We start from the raw sequence: 19843 nt of genomic DNA, 5'->3' as shown, positions 1-19843 counted from the left end.
GGATCAAAGCCCTCGGCAGAGTTTTCCCGCCCGCAGGCGGGAAAATAAATTGAAATCTCGTATTTTCCCAGGACATGCGCATGGGAAAATACACTTCTCAGTCCGCCAGTGTGGCCTTGGGTCGCCCTTTGACCCAAGGATGCATGCAGCGGACTGCATCCCCTCGAGAAAATGCTTGCATTTTCGAGAATAATTTTAGCCCTCTTCCACCATCACACGGACGGTGCCGGTGATCTCATATCCCAGCTTGCACTTGACCTCGTAGCCGCCAAAGGCCTTGATGGGGTCGGCCAGAACCAACTTGGACTTGTTGATGTCGATGTTGTACTGCTCCTTGAGGCCCTCGGAGATCTCCTTGCTGGTCACCGAGCCGAACAGGCGGCCGCCCTGGCCGGCCTTGGCCACGATCTTCACCGGGCACTCCTTCAAACGATTGGACAGGTCCATGGCGGCCTGGCGCTCCTCGGCCTCACGGGCACGGCGGGCCTTATCCTGCATCTTCATGGTGTTGATGTTCTCGGCGCTGGCCTCCACAGCCAGCTTGCGGGGCAGCAGGAAGTTGCGGGCGTACCCGTCGGAAACCTCCACCATCTGGCCCTTCTTGCCGTGGCCCTTCACGTCCTGTTGTAAAATCACTTTCATGATGTATTCCTCCTAAAATCTAGTATGGTTGGGCGGGGTTTACCCCTCCTCGTCCCCCATCTCCTCCGGGTCGTCGGTCTTGAAATACCGCTCCAGAGCCGCCATGAGGGATTCCGTCACCTGCTCCAGAGTCTGGTTTGCGATCTGGGCGCCGGCGGCACTGGCGTTGCCGCCCCCACCCAGGGCCTCCAGGATCACCTGGACATTGGTGTCGTTGATGCTGCGTGCAGACACCACCACCCGCTCCCCGTCAGGGTAGAGCACAAAGGAGGTGTTGATGCCTGCAATATTCAACAGCTCATCGGCTGCCTGGGCAGCCGTGACCCGGTTGACGGTGTGACCCACAGGGGCAATGGCAATGTCGTGGCGATAGATGGAGGCATTTTGGATGATGCCGTACTTGGCCACCGTGTCCGCCAAATCCGTCTGGAACATCTTTTTCACCTCGCCGGTGTCGCCCCCGGCCCGACGCAGGAACGCTGCGGCCTCGAAGGTGCGGCCTCCGGTGCGCATGGTAAAGTTCTTGGTGTCCAGCATCAGGCCTGCCATCATGGCCTCTGCCTCACCCCGCAGCAGTTCCCCCGGCTCCATGAGGTAGCTCAAAAGCTCACTGACCAGCTCACAGGTGGAGGAGGCATAGGGCTCGTGGAAGTACAGAGCGCCCCCCTCGATGTAGGTGGCAGCCCGGCGGTGGTGGTCGATGACCGCCACCTTGTTGCAGGACTGGAGCACCTCCCGGCTGGCCACCTGCTCGGGACGGTTGGTGTCCACCACCACCAGCAGGGAGCGGGAATCCGCCTTCAAAAGGGCCTGCTGGCTGTCCACAAAGCGGTCTTTGTACTCTTCCATCCACTCCAGTCGGCGGTAGAGCTGGTCGGCGGGGGTGGTGCCGGTCTCACGGACGATGTAGTAGGGCACGCCCTTTTTCCGGGCAATGGCACACACGCCCACGGCGGCACCCACCGCATCCATGTCGGCAGCGGCATGGCCCATGACGAACACACAGGAGGCATCCGCCACCAGCTCGCCCAGGGCGGAGGCCATCACCCGGCTTTTCACCTTGGTGCGCTTCTCCGTCTCCTTGGCCCGGCCGCCAAAGAACTCGAAGTTGAAGCGGTTTTTCACCACCGCCTGATCGCCCCCTCGGGACAGGGCCATCTCCACAGACAAAGAGGCAAAGCGGTACAAATCAGCGGGGGTCTCCCCGTCCACGCCAATGCCCAGGGAAAGGGTCACCGGGATGCCGCCGGGGGTCTGCACCTGGCGGATGGAGTCCAGAATGGAGAACTTCTCCTCCTTGTAGCCCTGCAAATACTGCTCTTCAAAGATATACATGAAGCGATCCCGATCCAGGCGGCAGAAGATGCCCCCCACATCCCCCATCCACTGGGAGATGCGCTGGTTAATCTCGGCCAGCATGGTGGAGGCCACATTTTCCGGCAGGCCCTTGATGGTGTCCTCGTAGTTGTCCAGCAGCAGAATGGCCACCACCGGGCGGGTGGCCTGGTAGATCTCCTTGAGGTTGCTGGCCTCGGTGATGTCCAGCCAGTAAGTGGTGGCCAGCAGGCTCTCCCGGCCATCCTCCTGGGTGCGGCCCACGTTGCCAAATACCTGGTAGCGACGGCGACCCAAGGCCACCTCGTGGGGGCACTCGTGCTTGCCCTCCAGCAGCCAGCGGCTGTCAAACTGGGGCACCAGCTCGGTGAGCTTGGTGTCAAACAGCCGCTCCCGATCCCCGGACAGGTGGAGGAAGCGGTCATTGGACCACACGATCTCCTCGGTGTCGGGGCGGAACATCACCACGGGCAGGGGGCAGTTCAGGGTACTGTCCCGGGTGGCCTCGTCCACGCTGCCCATCAGCTGATCCAGGTAGCGGGTGGCCTCCCGGCGGCGCTGGATGGAGGCCCGCAGGTACAGCAGATAGAGCACCAGTACCACCGCTGCCTGACCCACAGCCACCTCCACCTTACCCAGAATGGCGGTAATGGCGGCAAAGACAATCATAACCAAAAAATACAGCCCAAACCGAGGGCCCAGTAAGCGGGACAGCGTCTGATTCATCTCATCCACTCCTTTCGGTCCCAAACTCTATGGTTTGGCGGGGATTCTCAGGGCAATGGGGCGCCATTTCTGCCCTGTTTTCCCGCATTCACACAAAATCCCATACAGATGAATTATTATATCAAATTATCTTTCAAAGTACAAGTTTTGGAGTGAGGAAACCCAAGAAAATCTCACCCCTTTTGGACAGGAACGAAAATTTCACGAAAAATGCCATTGCACATCCCCGCCTGCCTTGCTATAATGTTCCTATCATCCCAGCAGGTATTTGCCTGCCCGAATTTGCGTCAGCCGTTGGTGGGTTGACGCACTCTTCTCGCCCAAGGCTTTTACCGCTTTACTGTGCAAAGGAGACGAGATTCATGCTGGATATTCAAGTGAACCTGGCTGCCCAGCGCAAGCCCTTACCCGATCCTGACACCCTGCAATTCGGCAAGGTGTTCACCGACCATATGTTTTTGATGAATTACGATGCCGGCCAGGGCTGGCACGACCCCCGGGTAGTGCCCTACGGCCCCCTGTCCATGGAGCCCTCCTGCATGGTGTTCCACTATGCCCAGGAGATTTTCGAGGGTATGAAGGCCTATCGCACCCCGGAAGGGAAGGTGCAGCTGTTCCGCCCGGTGGAGAATGCCCGGCGTTTGAACTCCTCCTGCCAGCGTCTGTGCATCCCGGAGATCCCCGAGGAGGATTTTGTCCAGGCGGTGAAGGCTCTGGTGAAGGTGGATGAGGCCTGGGTGCCCAACAAGGTGGGCACTTCCCTGTACATCCGTCCCTTCATCATCGCCACAGACTGCTCTCTGGGTGTCCACGCCTCTCACAGCTACCTCTTCGCCATCATCTGCTGCCCGGTGGGTGCCTACTACCCCGAGGGCATCAACCCGGTGAAGATCTATGTGGAGAGTGAGGACGTGCGGGCCGTCAAGGGCGGCACCGGCTATACCAAGTGCGGCGGCAACTACGCCGCCTCCATCCGGGCCGGAGAGCGGGCTGAGGCCCAGGGCTACTCCCAGGTGCTGTGGCTGGACGGCGTACACCGCAAGTACATTGAGGAAGTGGGGGCCATGAACGTGCTGTTCAAGGTAAACGGCACCGTCATCACCCCCCAGCTCACCGGGTCCGTGCTGCCTGGCATTACCCGCAAGAGCTGTCTGGAGCTGCTGCGCAGCTGGGGCATCCCCGTGGAGGAGCGGCTGGTCACCGCCCAGGAGCTGTTTGATGCGGCCAAGGCGGGCACCCTGGAAGAGGCCTGGGGCACCGGCACCGCCGCCGTGGTCTCCCCCATCGGCCTGCTGGCCTGGGAAGATCAGAAGGTGGAGGTCAGCGGCGGCCAGATCGGCGAGCTGACCCAGAAGCTGTATGACACCCTCACCGGCATCCAGTGGGGCACCATTCCCGACACCCACGGCTGGGTGGTACCTGTGGAATAAATACCAAAAAGGGCGCTGCACTCCGGGTGCAGCGCCCTTTTTGTCTGAAATCCATGGGAGTGATGGAGAAGGTGCACCCTTCTTCAACTTTTCGCAATCAGGCTTGCCAGCCTGGTGGGGACGCTCCCCGCTGGGGGTTCCTTTCTGCTGCCAGAAAGGAACCAAAGACCACCAAAGGCGGGGCCTTCCCCCGCCTTGTGGAATCCACCCTGCGGTACTGGGTGGAACGTGCACCTTCCTGTTTTCGGCCCTTGGCCCGGCGAGGTCACATAGATGGCATGGATATTCTACAGAATGTTCCTGTTTCTCTGGCAGACAGCACTTCTATTGCCAGGGCCTTACCCTGGTATGCAACTGTTCCCAGTTGCCGGAAGCCTGGCTCCCGGCGGCGGGAACACCGCTTCTCCAGGGCAGGCCCGGATGTGGAAATCACCCAGCCATAGGGCCAGCTGCCCAGGGTAGCCTGGTGTGGTGGCAGGAACAGAAGCCACAGCAAGGGTGACGGGCCGAACATAGCCTTGACGCAGGCCCAGCCTCGTACCCCAGGGAGGTTCTTAGGGGGGAAAGCCCTAAGCGATTCTTTCCCCGATTTCTCATCGCTGAGAAATCGGGCCCAGCGGAGCGCGTCCCCTGCCAGGGGCGCAGGTCCCACACCTGAGAAATAAGTCGAAAAAGCGGATGCAGCTTCCACAGCTGCATCCGCTTTTGTGTATCTTTTTACTTCTGGTAGGCCTTGGCTGCTCCCACAAAGCCCCGGAACAGGGGGTGTGCCCGGTTGGGCCGGGATTTCAGCTCGGGGTGGAACTGGCCAGCCACAAACCAGGGGTGCTGGGGCAGCTCCACCATCTCCACCAGCCGTCCGTCGGGGGACAGGCCGGAGAGTACCAGCCCTGCCTTCGTCAGCTCCTCCCGGAAGGCGTTGTTGAACTCGTAGCGGTGGCGGTGGCGCTCCTGAATGTCCAGAGTGCCGTAGATGTCAGCCGCCCGTGTTCCTGCCACCAGGTGGCAGGGGTAGCTGCCCAGCCGCATGGTGCCACCCAGGTCGGTGACCCCCACCTGGTCGGGCATCAAGTCAATAACGGGATGGGTGGTGGCAGGATTCAGCTCAGAGGAGTGGGCGTCGGTCATGCCGCACACATGTCTGGCAAACTCCACCACCGCCAGCTGCATCCCCAGGCAGATGCCCAGGAAGGGGATCTGGTTCTCCCGGGCGTAGCGGATGGCGTTGATTTTCCCCTCCACACCCCGGTCACCAAAGCCGCCGGGCACCAAAATGCCCTGCACCCCGGCGAGAATCTGGTGGGCGTTGTCCTGGGTGACGGTTTCCGAGTCCACCCAACGGATGTGCACCTTCACGTCGTTTTCAATGCCGCCGTGGGTGAGGGCCTCCACCACAGACAGGTAGGCGTCGTGGAGGGAGACGTACTTGCCCACCAGGGCGATCTCCACGGTCTCCTTCACATTCTTGGCCCGGTGCACCATGGTGGCCCACTCGGTGAGATCAGGGGCGTGGCAAATGAGCCCCAAGCGGCGCACCACCACGTTGGCCAGCCCCTCCCGCTCCAGCATCAGGGGCACCTCATAGAGGATGTCAGCGGTGAGGTTGGGAATGGCATTTTCCACGGGGATGTTGCAGAAGAGTGCGATTTTATCCAAAATGTCCTGGGGAATGGGGGCATCACTGCGGCACATGATGACGTCCGGCTGAATGCCCAGACTCAAAAGCTCCTTGGCCGAGTGCTGGGTGGGCTTACTTTTCAGCTCCCCGGAGCCGGGAATGGAGACGATGAGGGAGACGTGGATGAACATCACGTCTTGACGTCCCCGCTCAGCCGCCACCTGGCGGATGGCCTCCAGGAAGGGCTGGGACTCGATGTCACCCACAGTGCCGCCGATCTCCACAATGGCCACGTCTGTGTCAGGGCCTTCCAGGGAGTAGATGTTGGCCTTGATCTCGTTGGTGATGTGGGGAATGATCTGCACCGTACCCCCCAGGTAGTCCCCCCGGCGCTCCCGGTTGAGGACGTTCCAGTACACCTTGCCCGAGGACACCGAGGAGTTGAAGGTGAGGTTTTCGTCAATGAACCGCTCGTAGTGGCCCAGATCCAGGTCTGTCTCTGCCCCGTCGTCGGTGACAAACACCTCCCCGTGCTGGTAGGGGCTCATGGTGCCCGGGTCCACGTTGAGGTAAGGGTCCAGTTTCTGCACCTTCACCCGCAGCCCCCGCTGCTTGAGCAGCCGGCCCAGAGAGGCGGCGGTGATGCCCTTGCCCAGTCCGGACACCACACCTCCGGTGACAAAGATAAATTTTGTGTTCATGGCCATATGTGCTTCCTCCTTTGGGACAGGAAGATGCGCCCTTGCGCCAGACCCCATTGCCTGGCCCTGTCAAAAAATAATACGCAATATTTTACCCCCGCCCCCCGGTGCAAGTCAAGGCATGGCCCTGCCAATTTCCCGGGGGATCGGGGGTAAATTTCTGGTAAAATTTTGTACTGCTTCCTCAGCCCTGGGCGTGGAGGGTGGCGATGATGCGCCGCTTGTAGTCCAGAAATTCCGGGGTGAGGTTGAAATCCACATGGCGGGGCCGTGGCTGACTGACCACGATCTCCTCCCTGATGCCACCGTCCATAAGCAGGTAGATGCGGTCGGAGAGAAGGATGGCCTCGTCGATGTCGTGGGTGATGAACAGGGTAGACAGGCGAATCTCATCCATCACCTTCAAATACCACTCATGCACGGCGCTTTTGGTCAGGGTGTCCAGGGCGGAAAAGGGCTCGTCCAGCAGCGCCACATTCTGGGAGAAGAGATAGGTGCGCAGCAGGGCCGCCCGCTGGCGCATGCCGCCGGACAGCTGGCCCGGCCACTTTTTCTCGGTGCCCTCCAGGCCGAACTGGGGGAACAGGGCAGAAGCCTGGGCCCGGGCCTCCTTTTTCTTCACTCCCCGCAGCATCAGGGGCAAGGCCACGTTATCCTGAATGGTGCGGTAGGGCAGCAGCAGATCCTTTTGCAGCATGTAGCTGATGCGGCCAGGCTGGCCGGTGACCTCCTCCCCGTCCAGGAACACGCTCCCCTCATCGGGGCGCAGCAGCCCGGAGATGACGTTGAACAGGGTGGTCTTTCCGCCCCCGCTCACCCCCAGCAGGCACACCAGTTCCCCCTCCTTGAGGTGGATGGACACATCCCGGAGCACCTGATGGTCTCCGAAGGCCAGGCTGACATTTCGTACTTCCAGCTTTTCCACAGTTACTTCTGGGGCAGATAGTCGTTGGTGAATCCGGCGTTGGGATCCACGGTGCCCTCCAGCAGCTGGTTGTCGTTGAGCCAGGTGAAGAAGCCGCTCCAACGGTCGGCATCAAACTCGCCCCAGCGCTCAGCTTCTGCCTGATACTGCTCGGCCAGGTACTTCTGGCTCTCCACCACCAGCTCCTCGTTGCTGGCAAGCTCGGGGGCAGCCTCCATGAGGATCTCGGCGGCCTCCTCGGGGTTTTCCATGGCATACTCATAGCCCTTGCTCAGAGCGGCCATGAAGGCCTTGGACTGCTCCTCATGCTCGGTCAGGTAGTCGTTGTTGCCGATGACCACAGGGGTATAGAAGTCAAACACCGGGTCGATGTCAGCAAAGGCGAAGTAGTCGGTGTCCAGGCCCGCCACCTCGCAGGCAATGCCAGCCCAGGCGTAGTAGATCCAGATGGCGTCCACAGACTTGCTCTGCAAGGCGGACACCTCGTCGGTGACGGTGGAGGGGATCAGCTCCACCTTGTCAAAGTCGCCGCCGTCGGCCTTCATCACCTGGGCAATGGTGGCCTTCTCCACAGGCAGATCCCAGGTGGCGTACTTGTGGCCCTCCAGGCCACGGGGGGTGTCCATGCCCTCTCCCGCCCGGGAGATGATGCCGGAGGTGTTGTGCTGGATGATGGCTGCCACGGCGGTGATGGGCAGAGGGTCATCTCCAATGAGGCCAGGGGCAATGTAGTCCTGGAAGGACACACCGAACTGGGCCTTGCCCGAGGCCACCAGCACCTCAGCGCCATCCTCGGGGGGCTGCACCACCTCTACCTCCAGACCGGCGTCCTCAAAATAGCCGTTGGCAATGGCCACATACACCCCCGTGTGGTTGGTGTTGGGGGTCCAGTCCAGCACGAAGGTGATCTTCTCCAGCTTCTTCTCCTCGTCCTGGGGCTTGTCCTGGGTCTTCTGTCCACAGGCGGCCAGGGATACCGACAGGCCCAGGGCCAGGGTAGCGGCCAGCAAACGTTTTTTGCAATGTTTCATCTTTCGTTCCTCCTTTTATCCTTCTCTGGGGAGCGGTAGGGCATACACCGCCGCTCCAACCACCCCACCAGGGCCATCAGGGCCAAAGACAGGGCGGAAATCAAAAAAATGACAGCAAACATCTTGTCAAAGGCAAAGGCCTTTTTCACCCGGGTCATGTATACACCCAGGCCACCGAAGCCGCCCAGCCACTCGCTGATGACAGCGCCCACAATGGAGTAGGCGGCGGCAATGCGCAGCCCCGAAAAGAACTGAGGCAGCGCCCAGGGACACTTGAGATGGCGGAAAATCTGCCACCGCCCCGCCCCCATGGAGCGCAGCAGCCCTACGGCATCGGGGTCCACACCCCGGAAGCCGTCCAGCAGCCCCACCGTCACGGGGAAGAAGGTGACCAGCACCACCAAAATCACCTTGGGCGTCATCTCATAGCCGAACCACAGCACCAGCAAGGGGGCAATGGCCACGGTGGGAATGGTCTGTGTGATGACCAAAATGGGGTAGAAGATTTTGTACAGCACCTCAAAGGCATCCATGGCCACGGCGAAGAGAAAGCCCACCGCCACCCCGATACACAGCCCCAAAAAGGCCTCCTGCAAGGTGATGAGCAGGTTTTCCCACAGGGATGGGGCATCCTTTCCAAAGGCTGTGACCACCTGTACGGGGGAGGGCAGCATGTAGCTGGGCACGATGCCAGACATACACACCAGCTGCCACACCACCAGCAGCACCGCCACCCCGGCCATGCCGGGCAGCTTAGCCCTGGTGGTGCTTGGTAACTTTCTCATCAATGGTCAGAATCTCCCCTTCCGGCTCGTACACCACCTTGATGTAGGCGGACACCTTGGGTGCCCCTGCCCGGATGGCCACGTGCTGGCACTCCTTGACGATGTCCATGAGCTGGTCGTAGTTCTCCCCCTCGATGGTGGTTTCAAAGGGGCCTACATAGTAGTTCAGACCAGTGGAGCGGATGTAGTCGATGACCTCGTCCACCACACGCACCAGCTCCTGGTTGTTCTCCGCCTGGGGCAGAGTCTGAATGGCAACACTTGCTCTCATGTTTCTTCCTCCATATCCACAAATTGATGGTTTTTGCTCTGCTTTTGCACAGCAAAAAATGCCCCGCCGGCTATGCCGGCGGGGCATTCATCCACGACAAGGCGTCTTATGCTCCCTACGCTGGCATTACCCAGATCAGGTTGAGGGTCGCAGGACCTACCTGCCTCTCAGCTCCTGGTTTGGAGCTCCCCTGTTGTTCTGCTAGTTTAGACCTTTTTTCGGCAGTTGTCAACACCCGGTCTCATCGTTCCTGTCATTCCCGTGCCAGGAGCAGGTCGCTGGTCTCCCCTTGCCCCTGCCCGATCATCACCGTCATGAGAAAGTGTTTCTTCTCCCCATCATACTCCCACTGGAAGTCCCCTTGGTACTTTTTCAGCGCCTTGGCCACGCTTTTGAGCCCAAAGCCGTGGAGCTCCCGCTCCTTCTTGGTGGTGCGCAGCCCATCCTCCCCCTCCACCGGGGGCCGGTCGCAGCTGTTTTCCACCACCACCACCTGGTAGCCGTTGCGCACGGCGGTGGCCAGCTCCATCCACCTCTCCCGGGAGTCCTGGGCGGCGGTGAGGGCGTTGTCCAGCAGGTTGCCCAGAATGGCCACCAGGTCGAAGTCGTCCACACCCCCCAGGTTGCACAGGCGCACGTCGTAGGAAAAGTGCACCTCCTTGATCTGGCAGGCGGTGACATACTTGTCCACCATCACGTCCAGGGCCCGGTTGCCGCTGTGGCAGCAGCTGGTGTAGGCCTGGAGCTGTGCCTCCATCTGCCGGATGTACTCGTCCACTTTGGGGTCGGTGTTCAGGTTCTTGATGGCGGCCAGGTGATTTTTGGCGTCGTGGGCGTAGCTTCTCAGCTGCTGGTTTTGATGCTCCAAAATTTCATAATAGGACTTCTCCAGCTGGAGCTGCTCGGCCTGCCGCCGCTCAAGCTGGGTGTCCTGCCGCCGCTCCAGCAGCACCTGGTAGGCCAGCACCACCAGCACGGTGCCTGCGGCCACCGCCACGCTGCCCAGGGCCATGGCGGCCTTCTCCCACCGCTCCGGCATCTCCCGTCCCATCCAAACCGCGGTCCAGGCGATGCCCACCACCACCACACCGGGCAGGGCACACAGGGGCAGGGGAAGGAGGCGGCGTTTTTTGGCCAGGGCGATGAGGTTGGCCGCCACCAGGGCGCAAAAGAGATAGCCTGCAAAGGCTGCGGCGGCCTTCATCTCTTCCGAACAGGATTCCAGGGTGTAGGTGTAATAGTAGTTTCTCTGATAGAGCCAAACATAGGCCTCATAGGCGGCAATGGAAGTTGCCGCCCGAAACGCTGTGAGCAAAACGGCGGATATGGCCGCCGTCCACACTTTGATGTGGAACCCCGCCACTCCCAGCACCAGCAGGATCAGGGCATAGCTGACCACCCACGGCTCCCCCAGGGGCTCCAGCAGGACCATCAGCCAATCCTGCCCCAGAAAGGCCGCCAGGGCCAGCAGCAGCACCCCCCAGTGGGGCAGTCGCTGCTGGGCCACCCGGAAAAAGAACAGATAGGCGATGAAAACCTCCAGGGCAGAGAGCACCGGAGAGACAGAAAAATTCCATGTCAGAAAGGATTGCGCCACAAACACCCCCATAGCTATCGCCTCCTCAGATATTCAAACCAATATTTGTGAAAGGCCGCCTGCCGCCGGGGCGCCACGGGGATGCGCTCCCCATCCGCCAGATACACCTCGGAATAGGCGTATTTGGCCACATAGTGCAGGTTGACCAGAAAAGACTTGTGGACGGGATAGAAAAACAGGTTGGGCAGCCTCTCCTGCCACACGTCCAGCCGCTCTCCGGTGAGATACCGCTGGGTCTGGGTTGCCACCACCACCCGCCGGTTCTCCCGGGTCACGTATAAAATGTCATCCACCAGCACCCGCACCTGGGCCTGCCGGTCGTATAGGTACACATCCACATAGGCCCCGTCGATGTACTCCATGGCCTTGTCCAGCCCCGCATACAGCCGCTGGGGGTCAAAGGGCTTGTCAAAGAAGCGGAAGGCGTGGAGGTCCATGGCCTCGTCCTGGTACTCCCGGTAGGCGGTGACAAAAAACAGGGCCACCTTGCCGTTGCGGCGTTTCAGCTCCCGGGCCAGGGTGATGCCGTCCATCCCCTCCATCTGGATGTCCAGAAAGGCCAGGGTGTAGGGGATTTGGCGCTCCAGCACCTGCCGGGGATCGGTGGCGGTGTCCAGGTGGGCGGAAATCCCCCGCTCCTCCAGATACCGCCCCACGTGCTCCTGTAATTGCTGTAAAAACACCGGCTCATCGTCGCAGATCAACACATTCACGGCCTTTCCTCACCTCCCCGCTCCGGTTCAAAGTTATCATAGCATTGTGTCCCCAGGGCCGTCAACCGCCCTGGCCCCTCCCCCCGTCCGCACTTTGACGGGATTTTCTTGCACTTGCGCACAGGCCATGGTCAGCCCCTCTTTTCCGTGGTACAGTGGCCTCAGAAACCACCCATGACAAAGGAGGGAGCTCATATGAAGCTGCGACACATTCCGCCCCTGCTCTTTCTGGCGGCGGTGGTGGGCTTTGGCGTCCACGGTATCCAGATGCGCCAGACCTACACCGACATCACCGCCCAGCCCCAGTATCAGGACACCTTCACCGTGGGAGAAATCCCCGAGGAGGCCTGTTTCCACGCCTGCCAGCTCATGCCCCAGGACCTGCCCTCTTTCCCCATCATCGCCCGGGTCACCCCTACCTCTCCCCAGGTTCCCCAGTTCTACGTCAGTAAGCAGAAGTTCCAGGTGCTGGAGGTGTTCGCCGGGGACCAGCTGACGGTGGGAGAGGAGATCTGGCTTCTCGCGGAGCTCTGGGCGGCCCTGCCCCAACCGCAGGGCAGGTACCTGCAAACCGGCTTTGTCAACTATCCCCAACCAGGCCGGGATTACCTGGTGTTTCTCTCCAGAGAAGTGGAGGTGGTAGACGGGTTCCCGGAGCTGCCCACCTACCTCTTGGGCGGCGACCCCCGCCATGTCATCACCCCCATCTTCTGCTATGAGGAGCCGGAAACCTCCATCATCATAGAACAAGAGGGGTTTAGCACCTATGTCTCCTATGCTGAGGTGAAAAGCAACGAGTTTTTCGCCACTACCCCCGCCACCATGGACGCCATGGTGGAGCTCAAGCACACCATGCTGGAGCAGTACCCCCGCTCCACCTCTGCCCAACCTTAAAGGAGGGACAACCCCCATGTATGTCAAAGCCACCCGCACCCAAATCAAGCTGCTGCTCTTCCAGTGGGGCACCCTGTTGGCCTTCGGGCTGCTGCTGGCTCTGGCCCTCAACAACTTTATGCAAAATGTGGAGGAATACCAGGGCACCGACGTGGTGCTGATGTACCACCCCATGAAGCTGCTCTCTCTGAGCTATAACATGGTCTATTCCAACGGCGGCACCCTGATCCTCCTGATGCAGCTGGTGCCCCTGCTCATCTGCATTCCGGCGGCCCTGTCCCTGGCCCAGGAGCAGCACTCCGGGGCATCCGTGCTCATGGCCTCCCGGCTGGGGGGCCGCACCTACCTGCTTTCCAAGGTGACGGCGGTGTTTGTGGTGACCGCCCTGGTGTTCTCCCTGCCGTTTCTCTTGGAAATCGTCCTCAACTGCGTCTCCTTTCCCCTGAAAGCCACGGGAGATCTGGCCAACTTGAAGATCTACGAGCCGGAGTACATTGAGTCCACCAAGAATTTCCTGCTATACCCCGTTTACCGGGTCTCCCCCTATCTGTACGCCGTGGTGGAAACCCTCCGGTTCGGGGCCACCATGGGGCTGCTGGCCGCCGCCACCCTCACCTTCTCCGCCCTGGTGCGGGTGAAGTTCCGGGTGCTGCTCCTCCTGCCCCCCTTCCTCCTGCTCCAGCTGTCAACGTATCTATCCCAGTACTTTGATGTGCACTGGGCCAACTACGTCACCCTCTTCCACGGGGAGGCCCGCAACGACCTGGTATACTGGGCTGCCGTGGCGGTGCTGTTGGCCTTTGTGGTTCTGGGCAGCCTGTACGCCTCCCGAAAGGACTGGTTGCAGTGAGATGGAGACAAAACATCTGGCTTTCCCCCGCCGCCCTGGTGTTCGGGGCGTGGCTGTCGGTGTCCTACATCGCCCCCTACGGCGGAGCCATCTCCCTGTCCTCCCTGGTGGGGCAGCTCAGCGACGGTCTTCCCCCCGAGCCCTACATCGGCGATCTGCTCTTCCTCACCCTCCGGCTCCTCCCCTTTTTGCTCTTTGAGGCGTTGGCGGGCACCTCCTTTTACCGACACTACTGCACCGCCAGCGTCTACATCTTCTCCCGAATGCCCAACCGGCTGCGCTGGTACGCCAAAGAGTGCGCCCTGCTGGCCCTGGAAACCCTGCTCTATCAGGCCCTGGTGCTGGCCGCAGCCATCGGGGTGTCGGCGGTGCGCTGGACGGTCACCGACGTGGCCCACGGGCTGCCCGTGCTGCTCTGCCACCTGCTGATCTGGTCCCTGTGGACCTTCGCCTTCACCCTGGAGGTAAATCTGCTGGCCATCTTTGTGGGCAGTTCCACCGCCTTTGCCGCCCTGGCGGCGGTGCAGATGGTGTGCATCAGCGCTTTGATCGTCTTGAACCGCCTGGAGGACAATCCCGCCCTGGCCCAGCTGGTGAAGCGGGTCAACCCCATCACCTGCCTCATTCTCAGCTGGCAGACCAGCCGGTTTACCCCCCTGGGCGGGGGCGGCATCTACCTGGAGGACTCTCTGGCCCTGGTGCTGATCTTGGCCGCCGGGGTGGCCGTCCTGGGGGGCCATCTCGTTGAGCGCCACGACTTACTGGTATCACATTCGGATGGAGGTTGATGGATATGAAACGCACTGCACCACACGTGGATAAGACCATGCCCAGCGCGCCCATCCTTCTTTGGGATCTGGAGGAGTCATCATGAAATGGCCGCGCCGTATTCTGGCTCTGCTGGTGCTCCTGGTGGTGGGCTTTGGCGTCTTTGGCGCCGCCAAGCGCCAGACCTACCCCGAAACCACCGCGCAGCCCAACTACATGGAGGATTTGATGGTTGCCACCCTGAACCAAGATGGGTGCAGCTACATTTTGCAAAACCTCCAGGAAAAGCTCCCCCGCTCCCCCATCATCCTCCGGGTCACTCCCACCACCGACCTCATCCCCATTTTTTACGCCGGGAAACAGAAATTTGTGGTGGAAGAAGTATACGCCGGAGACAGCCTGAAGGTAGGGGAGGAAATTTGGGTGGTCAGCGGCTCATGGTGCGCCGTTATTGACCACCAATACCGGCAGATGGCCTTCTACTTTGTCAACACCCCCAAACAGGGGCAGGAGTACCTGATCTTTCTCTCCCGGCAGTTGAAAATCGTGGACGGGTTTGACCCTCTCCCCGTGTACCAGCTGCAAAAGGGGGTCAGCATCGACCCTGTCTTTTGCTACAACGACCTGGACACCCAGGTGGACGCGCCCCCCGGCCAACCGCTGGACATTCTGGTGCCCTATCGGGAGGTGGCAGACCAGGAGTTCTTTGCAGAAAGTCAGGCCATCATGGATGCCATGGTGGAGGCCAAGCACGCTCTGCTGGAGCAGTACCCCAGGTGATGGAAAAGGAGGAAACCCCGTATGTATTTCAAAGCCACCCGCGCCCAAATCAAGCTGCTGCTCTTCCAGTGGGGCGCTCTGTTGGCCTTCGGACTGCTGCTGGCCCTGATGCTCAACAACTTTGTGGAAAATGTGCTGGAGCATCAGGGCACCGAAGTTGTGCTCATGTACCACCCCATGAAGCTGCTCTCCCTGAGCTACGACAAGACCAACTACAAAGCGGACACCATGATGCTTCTGGTGCAGCTGGTGCCCCTGCTCATCTGCATTCCGGCGGCCCTGTCTCTGGCCAAAGAGCAGCACACCGGGGCGTCCGTACTCATGGCCTCCCGTCTGGGGAGCCGCACCTACCTGTTTTCCAAGGTGACGGCGGTGTTTGTGGTGACCACCCTGGTGTTCTCCCTGCCGTTTCTTCTGGAAATCGTCCTCAACTGCGTCTCCTTCCCCCTGAAGGCCACAGGCGATCTGGCCAACTGGACCATTTACGATGACGAGTACATCCAAACCACCCAACACTTTTTGCTCTACCCCCTTTATCGGCTCTCCCCCTACCTGTATGCCGTGGTGGAGACCGTCCGGTTCGGGGCCACCATGGGGCTGCTGGCCGCCGCCACCCTCACCCTCTCCGCCCTGGTGCGGGTGAAGTTCCGGGTGCTGCTCCTCCTGCCCCCCTTCCTCCTGCTCCAGCTGTCGGCCTATCTATCCCAATCCCAGTACTTTGACGTGTACTGGGCCAACTACGTCACCCTCTTCCACGGGGAGGCCCGCGACGACCTGGTGTTTTTCATTGCGGTGGCGGCGCTGTTGGCCTTCGTCATCCTGGGCACCCTATGCGCCAGCAAAAAAGACTGGAGGAATTGACATGAAACTGCGCCGCATTCCACTCCTGCTCTATCTCCTGGCTGTGGTGGGCTTTGGGATCTTCGGGGCCGTCCATCGCCAAAGCTATCCCGACATCACCACTCAGCCTGACTATCTCAACCAACTCTCTGTGGCCGTTCTTCCCGACGAAGCCTGCGCCATGGCCAGTCAGGATATGCTGGAACGATTTCCCCAAACTCCCATCATCGCCCGAGTCACCCCGATCTCTGACCTGATCCCGCTATTTTATGTCAATCAGCAAAAATTCCGGGTCCAGCAGGTGTTTTCCGGTGAGGAATTGTCTGTGGGGGAAGAAATATGGATCACTGATCCATCTTGGTGTGTCCTGGTGGACGATGTCTATCGCCATTTTGAAGGGGGATATGTAGCCCCTCCCAAACAAGGGCAGGAGTACCTGGTGTTTCTCTCCCGAAAATTGGAGGTCGTAGACGGCTGGTCGGACACCCCTGTGTATCAGTTGTCCGGCCAGGGAATGATCTCCCCTCTCTTTTGCTACCAGGACTTGGACACCCATGTGGACACAGTCCCCAGCGGCCTATTGGACAGCTCGGTGCCATTTTCTGAAATGTCCCAGTGTGAATTTATGACCGCCACACAGACGGGCATGGATATTCTCATGGAAGCCAAGCACGCCCTATTGGCTCAATATCCCTGTGAATTTCTCAAATATGACAATGGCACCCCCTGAAAGGACTGGTTTCAATGAGATGGAAACAAAACATCTGGCTTTCCCCCGCCGCCCTGGTGTTCGGGGTGTGGCTGTCGGTGTCCTACATCAACCCCTACGGCGGCGCCACCACCCTGTCCTCCCTGGTGGAGCAGCTCAGCGGCGCAAGGGGCGACTTTCCCTTGGGGCCCAATATGAGTGAACTGCTCTCCTTCACCCTCCGGCTCCTCCCCTTCCTGGTGTTTCAGGCGTTGGCTGGTATCGCCTTCTACCGCCACTACTGCACCGCCAGCGTCTACATCTTCTCCCGGATGCCGGACCGGCTGCGCTGGTACGCCAAAGAGTGCGCCCTGCTGGCCCTGGAAACCCTGCTCTATCAGGCCCTGGTGCTGGCCGCAGCCATCGGGGTGGCGGCAGCGCGCTGGACGGTCACCGACGTGGCCCACGGGCTGCCGGTGCTGCTCTGCCACCTGCTGATCTGGTCCCTGTGGACCTTCGCCTTCACCCTGGGGGTGAATCTGCTGGCCATCTTTGTGGGCAGTTCCACCGCCTTTGCCGCCCTGGCGGCCGTCCAGATGGTGTGCATCAGCGCTTTGATCGTCTTGAACCGCCTGGAGGACAACCCCGCCCTGGCCCAGCTGGTGAAGCGGGTCAACCCCATCACCTGCCTCATTCTCAGCTGGCAGACCAGCCGGTTTGCCCCCCTGGGCGGGGGCGGCATCTACCTGGAGGACTCTCTGGCCCTGGTGCTGATCTTGGCCGCCGGGGTGGCCGTCCTGGGGGGCTATCTCGTTGAGCACCACGACTTACTGGTATCACATTCGGATGGAGGTTAATGGATATGAAACTCACCGCAGAACACGTGGATAAGACCATTCGCAGCACACCCATTCTCCAGGACGTGAATCTGACCCTGGAGGGGGGCACCATCTACGGCTTCGTGGGCCGCAACGGCAGCGGCAAGACCATGCTGTTTCGGGCCCTGTCCGGGCTTATGAAGCTCTCCGGGGGCACCGTGTCCCTGGACGACCGGGTGCTCCACCGGGACTTTGCCGTGCTGCCCAGCCTGGGCATCGTGCTGGAGCACGTGGGGATGTACCCCAACCTCACCGGGGTGGAAAACCTGCGCTATCTGGCCGGTCTCACCGGCCGGGCCGGGGCGTCGGACATCCGCACCGCCCTGGAGCGGGTGGGGCTGGACCCCGACGACAAGCGCACCTACCGCAAATACTCCCTGGGCATGAAGCAGCGGCTGGCCATTGCCCAGGCCATTATGGAGCACCCCGACGTGCTCATGCTGGACGAGCCCACCAACGGCCTGGACGACGATGGTGTGCGCAAAATCCGGGACCTGATTTTGGCGGAGAAGGCCCGGGGGGCCATCGTCCTGCTGGCCAGCCACAACCAGGAGGACATCCGCATTCTCTCGGACCACCTGTTCCGCATTGAACAGGGAAAACTGGAGGTGGTATCATGAAATGGCCGCGCCGTATTCTGGCTCTGCTGGTTCTTCTGGTGGTGGTGGGCTTCGGCATCTTCTGGGTCATCCGCCGGCAGGCGCAGACCCCCACCCCTCTCCAGCTGGACGACCTGACCCCGCTGTCCGTCTCCCTTCTCCCCGACGACACCTGTACCGCTGCCGCCCGGGAGATGGTGGAGCAGCTGCCCAACTCCCCCATCATCGCCCGGGTCTCCGCCTCCTCCTCCCCCATATCCCGCGGCTCTGCCCTGATCCAGCGCTTCTATGTCCGTGAGGTGTACGCCGGGGAGGGGTTGGAAGAACACACTCTGATCTGGCTCACCAGTGGCCAGTGGAACATTCTCAGGGATCGGGAGCCCCCCGGGTTACAGTCCGGCTACGTCAACCTGCCCCAAAATAATTGGGACTACCTGGTCTTTCTCGCCCAGGCGGAGGAGGAGCCCCCCACCATGGACGGCTACCCCATCTATGAGCTGCGGGACGACCTCATCCTGGCCCCCATCCTCTGCTGCGACGACTGGAACGCCCAGGTGGATGAGACGCGGGGGGACACCATGCTCTACAAAGAGGCCCGCTGGCAGGAATTTTTCACCCAGACCCAGCAGGGGATGGATGTGCTCATGGAGGCCAAGCATACCATCATGGCTCAGTTCCCTGTGGAGGGGTAAAGACGCAAAAAGTCCCGAATGCTGTGGCATTCGGGACTGAACTTATGAAAAGTAAATAAACAAAAATCCCGAACGCTGTCGCATTCGGGATTTTTGGTGCCGGTGGCCGGACTCGAACCGGCACGGTGTCGCCACCGGTGGATTTTGAGTCCACTACGTCTACCAATTCCATCACACCGGCACGGTGCGAGAGGTATTATACTACATCGTTATTACTTTCGCAAGGGGTAATTGCTCTTTTTTATCACACTGGCATTTTTTGATACCCCAACACCGGGTATTATGGGGGGGATTGACGAAACGGCGCAAAACGTGTACTATATGTGTATCTCTGTATCTATGGTCAATGGAGGTATATACCATGGCTCGTAAACAAGACACCATTGTGCATTGTCCATCTTGTGGCGAAGATTACAGTGCCACATATAAATTCTGTCCCTTCTGCGGCGGGCGGGGTACTGCCCCGGCTTCCAACGCCGCCGGCGCTCAACAGGGCTACGAGTTTGACGGTCAGGACGTGTTCGACCATCCCAACGCCAATCCGGGCGGCAAGGGTGGGAAGCGGCTGGCCGCCGGCGGCGGACAGCGTCCCACTCCGCCCCCGCCCATCAACTGGCCCCGCCTGATTACCTTCCTGTGCTCTCTGGTCATCATCGCCGCCGCTCTGGTCATGGTCTTTACCGTGGTCTACCCCCATCTGCGGGGTACCGATGCGGATACCGCCGCCTCTCCCTCCCAGAGCGTATCCCAGGAGCCTGGCACCAGCGCCACAGCATCTGCTGACGGGCTGGTGGGCATGTCCCTGGACACCGTGGATCTCACACTCCAGGCTCAGCAGTCCCACGCTTTGACCCTGACCTTTGATCCCGTGGACTGGGAGGGCACCGTCACCTGGACTTCCTCGGATGAGACCTGTGCCACTGTCAACGAAGATGGCGTGGTCACCAACGTCAACTCCTCCGGTTCCCAGCGCCGTGCGGTCATCACCGCCACCACCGGCAGCCACACCGTGACCTGCACTGTGTACTGCCAGTCTTCCGCACCCGTCACCCCCGCTCCGGCCACGCCTAGCCCCACCCC

Annotated in this window: 19 protein-coding genes, 1 tRNA gene, 1 pseudogene and 1 riboswitch; of the genes and pseudogenes, 11 read left to right on the top strand and 10 right to left on the bottom strand. The window is 60.6% G+C overall.

Going from position 1 to position 19843, the window contains the following annotated elements:
* Positions 1-195: 195 nt before the first annotated feature.
* Positions 196-642, bottom strand: a complete 447-nt coding sequence (rplI, locus tag H9X86_RS07630; protein WP_204900950.1) for a 50S ribosomal protein L9 — start codon at positions 640-642, stop codon at positions 196-198.
* 39 nt (positions 643-681) lie between these two features.
* Positions 682-2703 carry a DHH family phosphoesterase gene (locus H9X86_RS07625; RefSeq protein WP_204900949.1) on the bottom strand — a complete coding sequence of 674 codons (2022 nt, stop codon included), beginning with the start codon at positions 2701-2703 and terminating at the stop codon, positions 682-684.
* Between the two features lie 362 nt (positions 2704-3065).
* On the opposite strand from H9X86_RS07625, the gene H9X86_RS07620 reads away from it, so the two are divergent.
* Positions 3066-4133: a branched-chain amino acid aminotransferase gene (locus tag H9X86_RS07620; protein ID WP_204900948.1), complete on the top strand. Its 1068-nt coding sequence runs from the start codon at positions 3066-3068 to the stop codon at positions 4131-4133.
* Positions 4134-4850: 717 nt separating this feature from the next.
* Here the strand turns inward: H9X86_RS07620 and pyrG are convergent.
* The 7 genes from pyrG to H9X86_RS07585 form a co-directional block, all read right to left on the bottom strand.
* Positions 4851-6452 (bottom strand): CTP synthase, encoded by a 1602-nt coding sequence (pyrG, locus tag H9X86_RS07615; RefSeq protein ID WP_204900959.1) that lies wholly within the window; start codon positions 6450-6452, stop codon positions 4851-4853.
* Positions 6453-6636: 184 nt separating this feature from the next.
* Positions 6637-7377: an ATP-binding cassette domain-containing protein gene (locus H9X86_RS07610; RefSeq protein ID WP_204900947.1), complete on the bottom strand. Its 741-nt coding sequence runs from the start codon at positions 7375-7377 to the stop codon at positions 6637-6639.
* Positions 7378-7379: 2 nt separating this feature from the next.
* Complete coding sequence (locus tag H9X86_RS07605; RefSeq protein ID WP_204900946.1) at positions 7380-8408, bottom strand: ABC transporter substrate-binding protein; 1029 nt, start codon at positions 8406-8408, stop codon at positions 7380-7382.
* Positions 8405-9193 (bottom strand): ABC transporter permease, encoded by a 789-nt coding sequence (locus H9X86_RS07600; protein WP_346011446.1) that lies wholly within the window; start codon positions 9191-9193, stop codon positions 8405-8407. Before H9X86_RS07600 ends, H9X86_RS07605 begins: the two co-directional genes overlap by 4 nt.
* On the bottom strand, positions 9162-9464 hold the full coding sequence (locus tag H9X86_RS07595) for a thiamine-binding protein (protein ID WP_204900944.1): 303 nt from the start codon (positions 9462-9464) through the stop codon (positions 9162-9164). Before H9X86_RS07595 ends, H9X86_RS07600 begins: the two co-directional genes overlap by 32 nt.
* 95 nt (positions 9465-9559) lie before the next feature.
* Positions 9560-9666: riboswitch (TPP riboswitch) on the bottom strand.
* 51 nt (positions 9667-9717) lie between these two features.
* On the bottom strand, positions 9718-11073 hold the full coding sequence (locus tag H9X86_RS07590) for a sensor histidine kinase (RefSeq protein ID WP_204900943.1): 1356 nt from the start codon (positions 11071-11073) through the stop codon (positions 9718-9720).
* 2 nt (positions 11074-11075) lie between these two features.
* The gene (locus tag H9X86_RS07585) at positions 11076-11774 is read right to left on the bottom strand and encodes a response regulator (protein WP_204900942.1); all 699 of its coding nucleotides are present in this window, start codon (positions 11772-11774) and stop codon (positions 11076-11078) included.
* Between the two features lie 195 nt (positions 11775-11969).
* On the opposite strand from H9X86_RS07585, the gene H9X86_RS07580 reads away from it, so the two are divergent.
* The 9 genes from H9X86_RS07580 (at position 11970) to H9X86_RS07540 (ending at position 18763) form a co-directional block, all read left to right on the top strand.
* Entirely contained in the window at positions 11970-12668 is a 699-nt protein-coding gene (locus tag H9X86_RS07580) for a hypothetical protein (RefSeq protein WP_204900941.1), read from the top strand.
* Positions 12669-12684: 16 nt separating this feature from the next.
* Positions 12685-13518: a hypothetical protein gene (locus tag H9X86_RS07575; RefSeq protein ID WP_204900940.1), complete on the top strand. Its 834-nt coding sequence runs from the start codon at positions 12685-12687 to the stop codon at positions 13516-13518.
* On the top strand, positions 13515-14306 hold the full coding sequence (locus H9X86_RS07570; protein WP_204900939.1) for a hypothetical protein: 792 nt from the start codon (positions 13515-13517) through the stop codon (positions 14304-14306). Before H9X86_RS07575 ends, H9X86_RS07570 begins: the two co-directional genes overlap by 4 nt.
* 82 nt (positions 14307-14388) lie before the next feature.
* On the top strand, positions 14389-15066 hold the full coding sequence (locus tag H9X86_RS07565; protein WP_204900938.1) for a hypothetical protein: 678 nt from the start codon (positions 14389-14391) through the stop codon (positions 15064-15066).
* Positions 15067-15087: 21 nt separating this feature from the next.
* The gene (locus tag H9X86_RS07560; RefSeq protein ID WP_204900937.1) at positions 15088-15927 is read left to right on the top strand and encodes a hypothetical protein; all 840 of its coding nucleotides are present in this window, start codon (positions 15088-15090) and stop codon (positions 15925-15927) included.
* A gap of 1 nt (position 15928) precedes the next feature.
* A complete protein-coding gene (locus tag H9X86_RS07555; protein WP_204900936.1) occupies positions 15929-16636 on the top strand; it encodes a hypothetical protein in 708 nt (235 codons plus the stop codon).
* A 14-nt stretch (positions 16637-16650) separates the two neighbouring features.
* Positions 16651-17451, top strand: coding sequence for a hypothetical protein (locus H9X86_RS07550; protein ID WP_204900935.1), 801 nt, complete (start codon positions 16651-16653; stop codon positions 17449-17451).
* 5 nt (positions 17452-17456) lie between these two features.
* A complete protein-coding gene (locus H9X86_RS07545) occupies positions 17457-18092 on the top strand; it encodes an ABC transporter ATP-binding protein (RefSeq protein ID WP_204900934.1) in 636 nt (211 codons plus the stop codon).
* On the top strand, positions 18089-18763 hold the full coding sequence (locus H9X86_RS07540; RefSeq protein ID WP_204900933.1) for a hypothetical protein: 675 nt from the start codon (positions 18089-18091) through the stop codon (positions 18761-18763). Before H9X86_RS07545 ends, H9X86_RS07540 begins: the two co-directional genes overlap by 4 nt.
* A 94-nt stretch (positions 18764-18857) precedes the next feature.
* On the opposite strand, the gene H9X86_RS07535 is transcribed toward H9X86_RS07540, so the two are convergent.
* Positions 18858-18944 (bottom strand) — tRNA-Leu (locus tag H9X86_RS07535).
* Positions 18945-19124: 180 nt separating this feature from the next.
* Here H9X86_RS07535 and H9X86_RS07530 point away from each other — a divergent pair.
* Positions 19125-19843 (top strand): annotated as a pseudogene (locus tag H9X86_RS07530) (hypothetical protein); the annotation flags it as partial.

It is taken from the genome of Pseudoflavonifractor capillosus (assembly GCF_016902575.1).
In the GTDB taxonomy this organism is placed as follows: Bacteria; Bacillota; Clostridia; order Oscillospirales; family Oscillospiraceae; genus Enterenecus; species Enterenecus capillosus_A.
Note: the sequence above shows the minus strand (reverse complement) of the source record. Positions and strands in the feature narration are given on the sequence as shown.

Excerpts from the sequence above, each read along its gene's own strand:
- rplI (WP_204900950.1), bottom strand. The coding sequence starts at position 642 with ATGAAAGTGATTTTACAACAGGACGTGAAGGGCCACGGCAAGAAGGGC.
- H9X86_RS07625 (WP_204900949.1), bottom strand. The coding sequence starts at position 2,703 with ATGAATCAGACGCTGTCCCGCTTACTGGGCCCTCGGTTTGGGCTGTAT.
- H9X86_RS07620 (WP_204900948.1), top strand. The coding sequence starts at position 3,066 with ATGCTGGATATTCAAGTGAACCTGGCTGCCCAGCGCAAGCCCTTACCC.
- pyrG (WP_204900959.1), bottom strand. The coding sequence starts at position 6,452 with ATGAACACAAAATTTATCTTTGTCACCGGAGGTGTGGTGTCCGGACTG.
- H9X86_RS07605 (WP_204900946.1), bottom strand. The coding sequence starts at position 8,408 with ATGAAACATTGCAAAAAACGTTTGCTGGCCGCTACCCTGGCCCTGGGC.
- H9X86_RS07600 (WP_346011446.1), bottom strand. The coding sequence starts at position 9,193 with ATGAGAAAGTTACCAAGCACCACCAGGGCTAAGCTGCCCGGCATGGCC.
- H9X86_RS07595 (WP_204900944.1), bottom strand. The coding sequence starts at position 9,464 with ATGAGAGCAAGTGTTGCCATTCAGACTCTGCCCCAGGCGGAGAACAAC.
- H9X86_RS07590 (WP_204900943.1), bottom strand. The coding sequence starts at position 11,073 with ATGGGGGTGTTTGTGGCGCAATCCTTTCTGACATGGAATTTTTCTGTC.
- H9X86_RS07580 (WP_204900941.1), top strand. The coding sequence starts at position 11,970 with ATGAAGCTGCGACACATTCCGCCCCTGCTCTTTCTGGCGGCGGTGGTG.
- H9X86_RS07575 (WP_204900940.1), top strand. The coding sequence starts at position 12,685 with ATGTATGTCAAAGCCACCCGCACCCAAATCAAGCTGCTGCTCTTCCAG.
- H9X86_RS07565 (WP_204900938.1), top strand. The coding sequence starts at position 14,389 with ATGAAATGGCCGCGCCGTATTCTGGCTCTGCTGGTGCTCCTGGTGGTG.
- H9X86_RS07560 (WP_204900937.1), top strand. The coding sequence starts at position 15,088 with ATGTATTTCAAAGCCACCCGCGCCCAAATCAAGCTGCTGCTCTTCCAG.
- H9X86_RS07555 (WP_204900936.1), top strand. The coding sequence starts at position 15,929 with ATGAAACTGCGCCGCATTCCACTCCTGCTCTATCTCCTGGCTGTGGTG.
- H9X86_RS07550 (WP_204900935.1), top strand. The coding sequence starts at position 16,651 with ATGAGATGGAAACAAAACATCTGGCTTTCCCCCGCCGCCCTGGTGTTC.
- H9X86_RS07545 (WP_204900934.1), top strand. The coding sequence starts at position 17,457 with ATGAAACTCACCGCAGAACACGTGGATAAGACCATTCGCAGCACACCC.
- H9X86_RS07540 (WP_204900933.1), top strand. The coding sequence starts at position 18,089 with ATGAAATGGCCGCGCCGTATTCTGGCTCTGCTGGTTCTTCTGGTGGTG.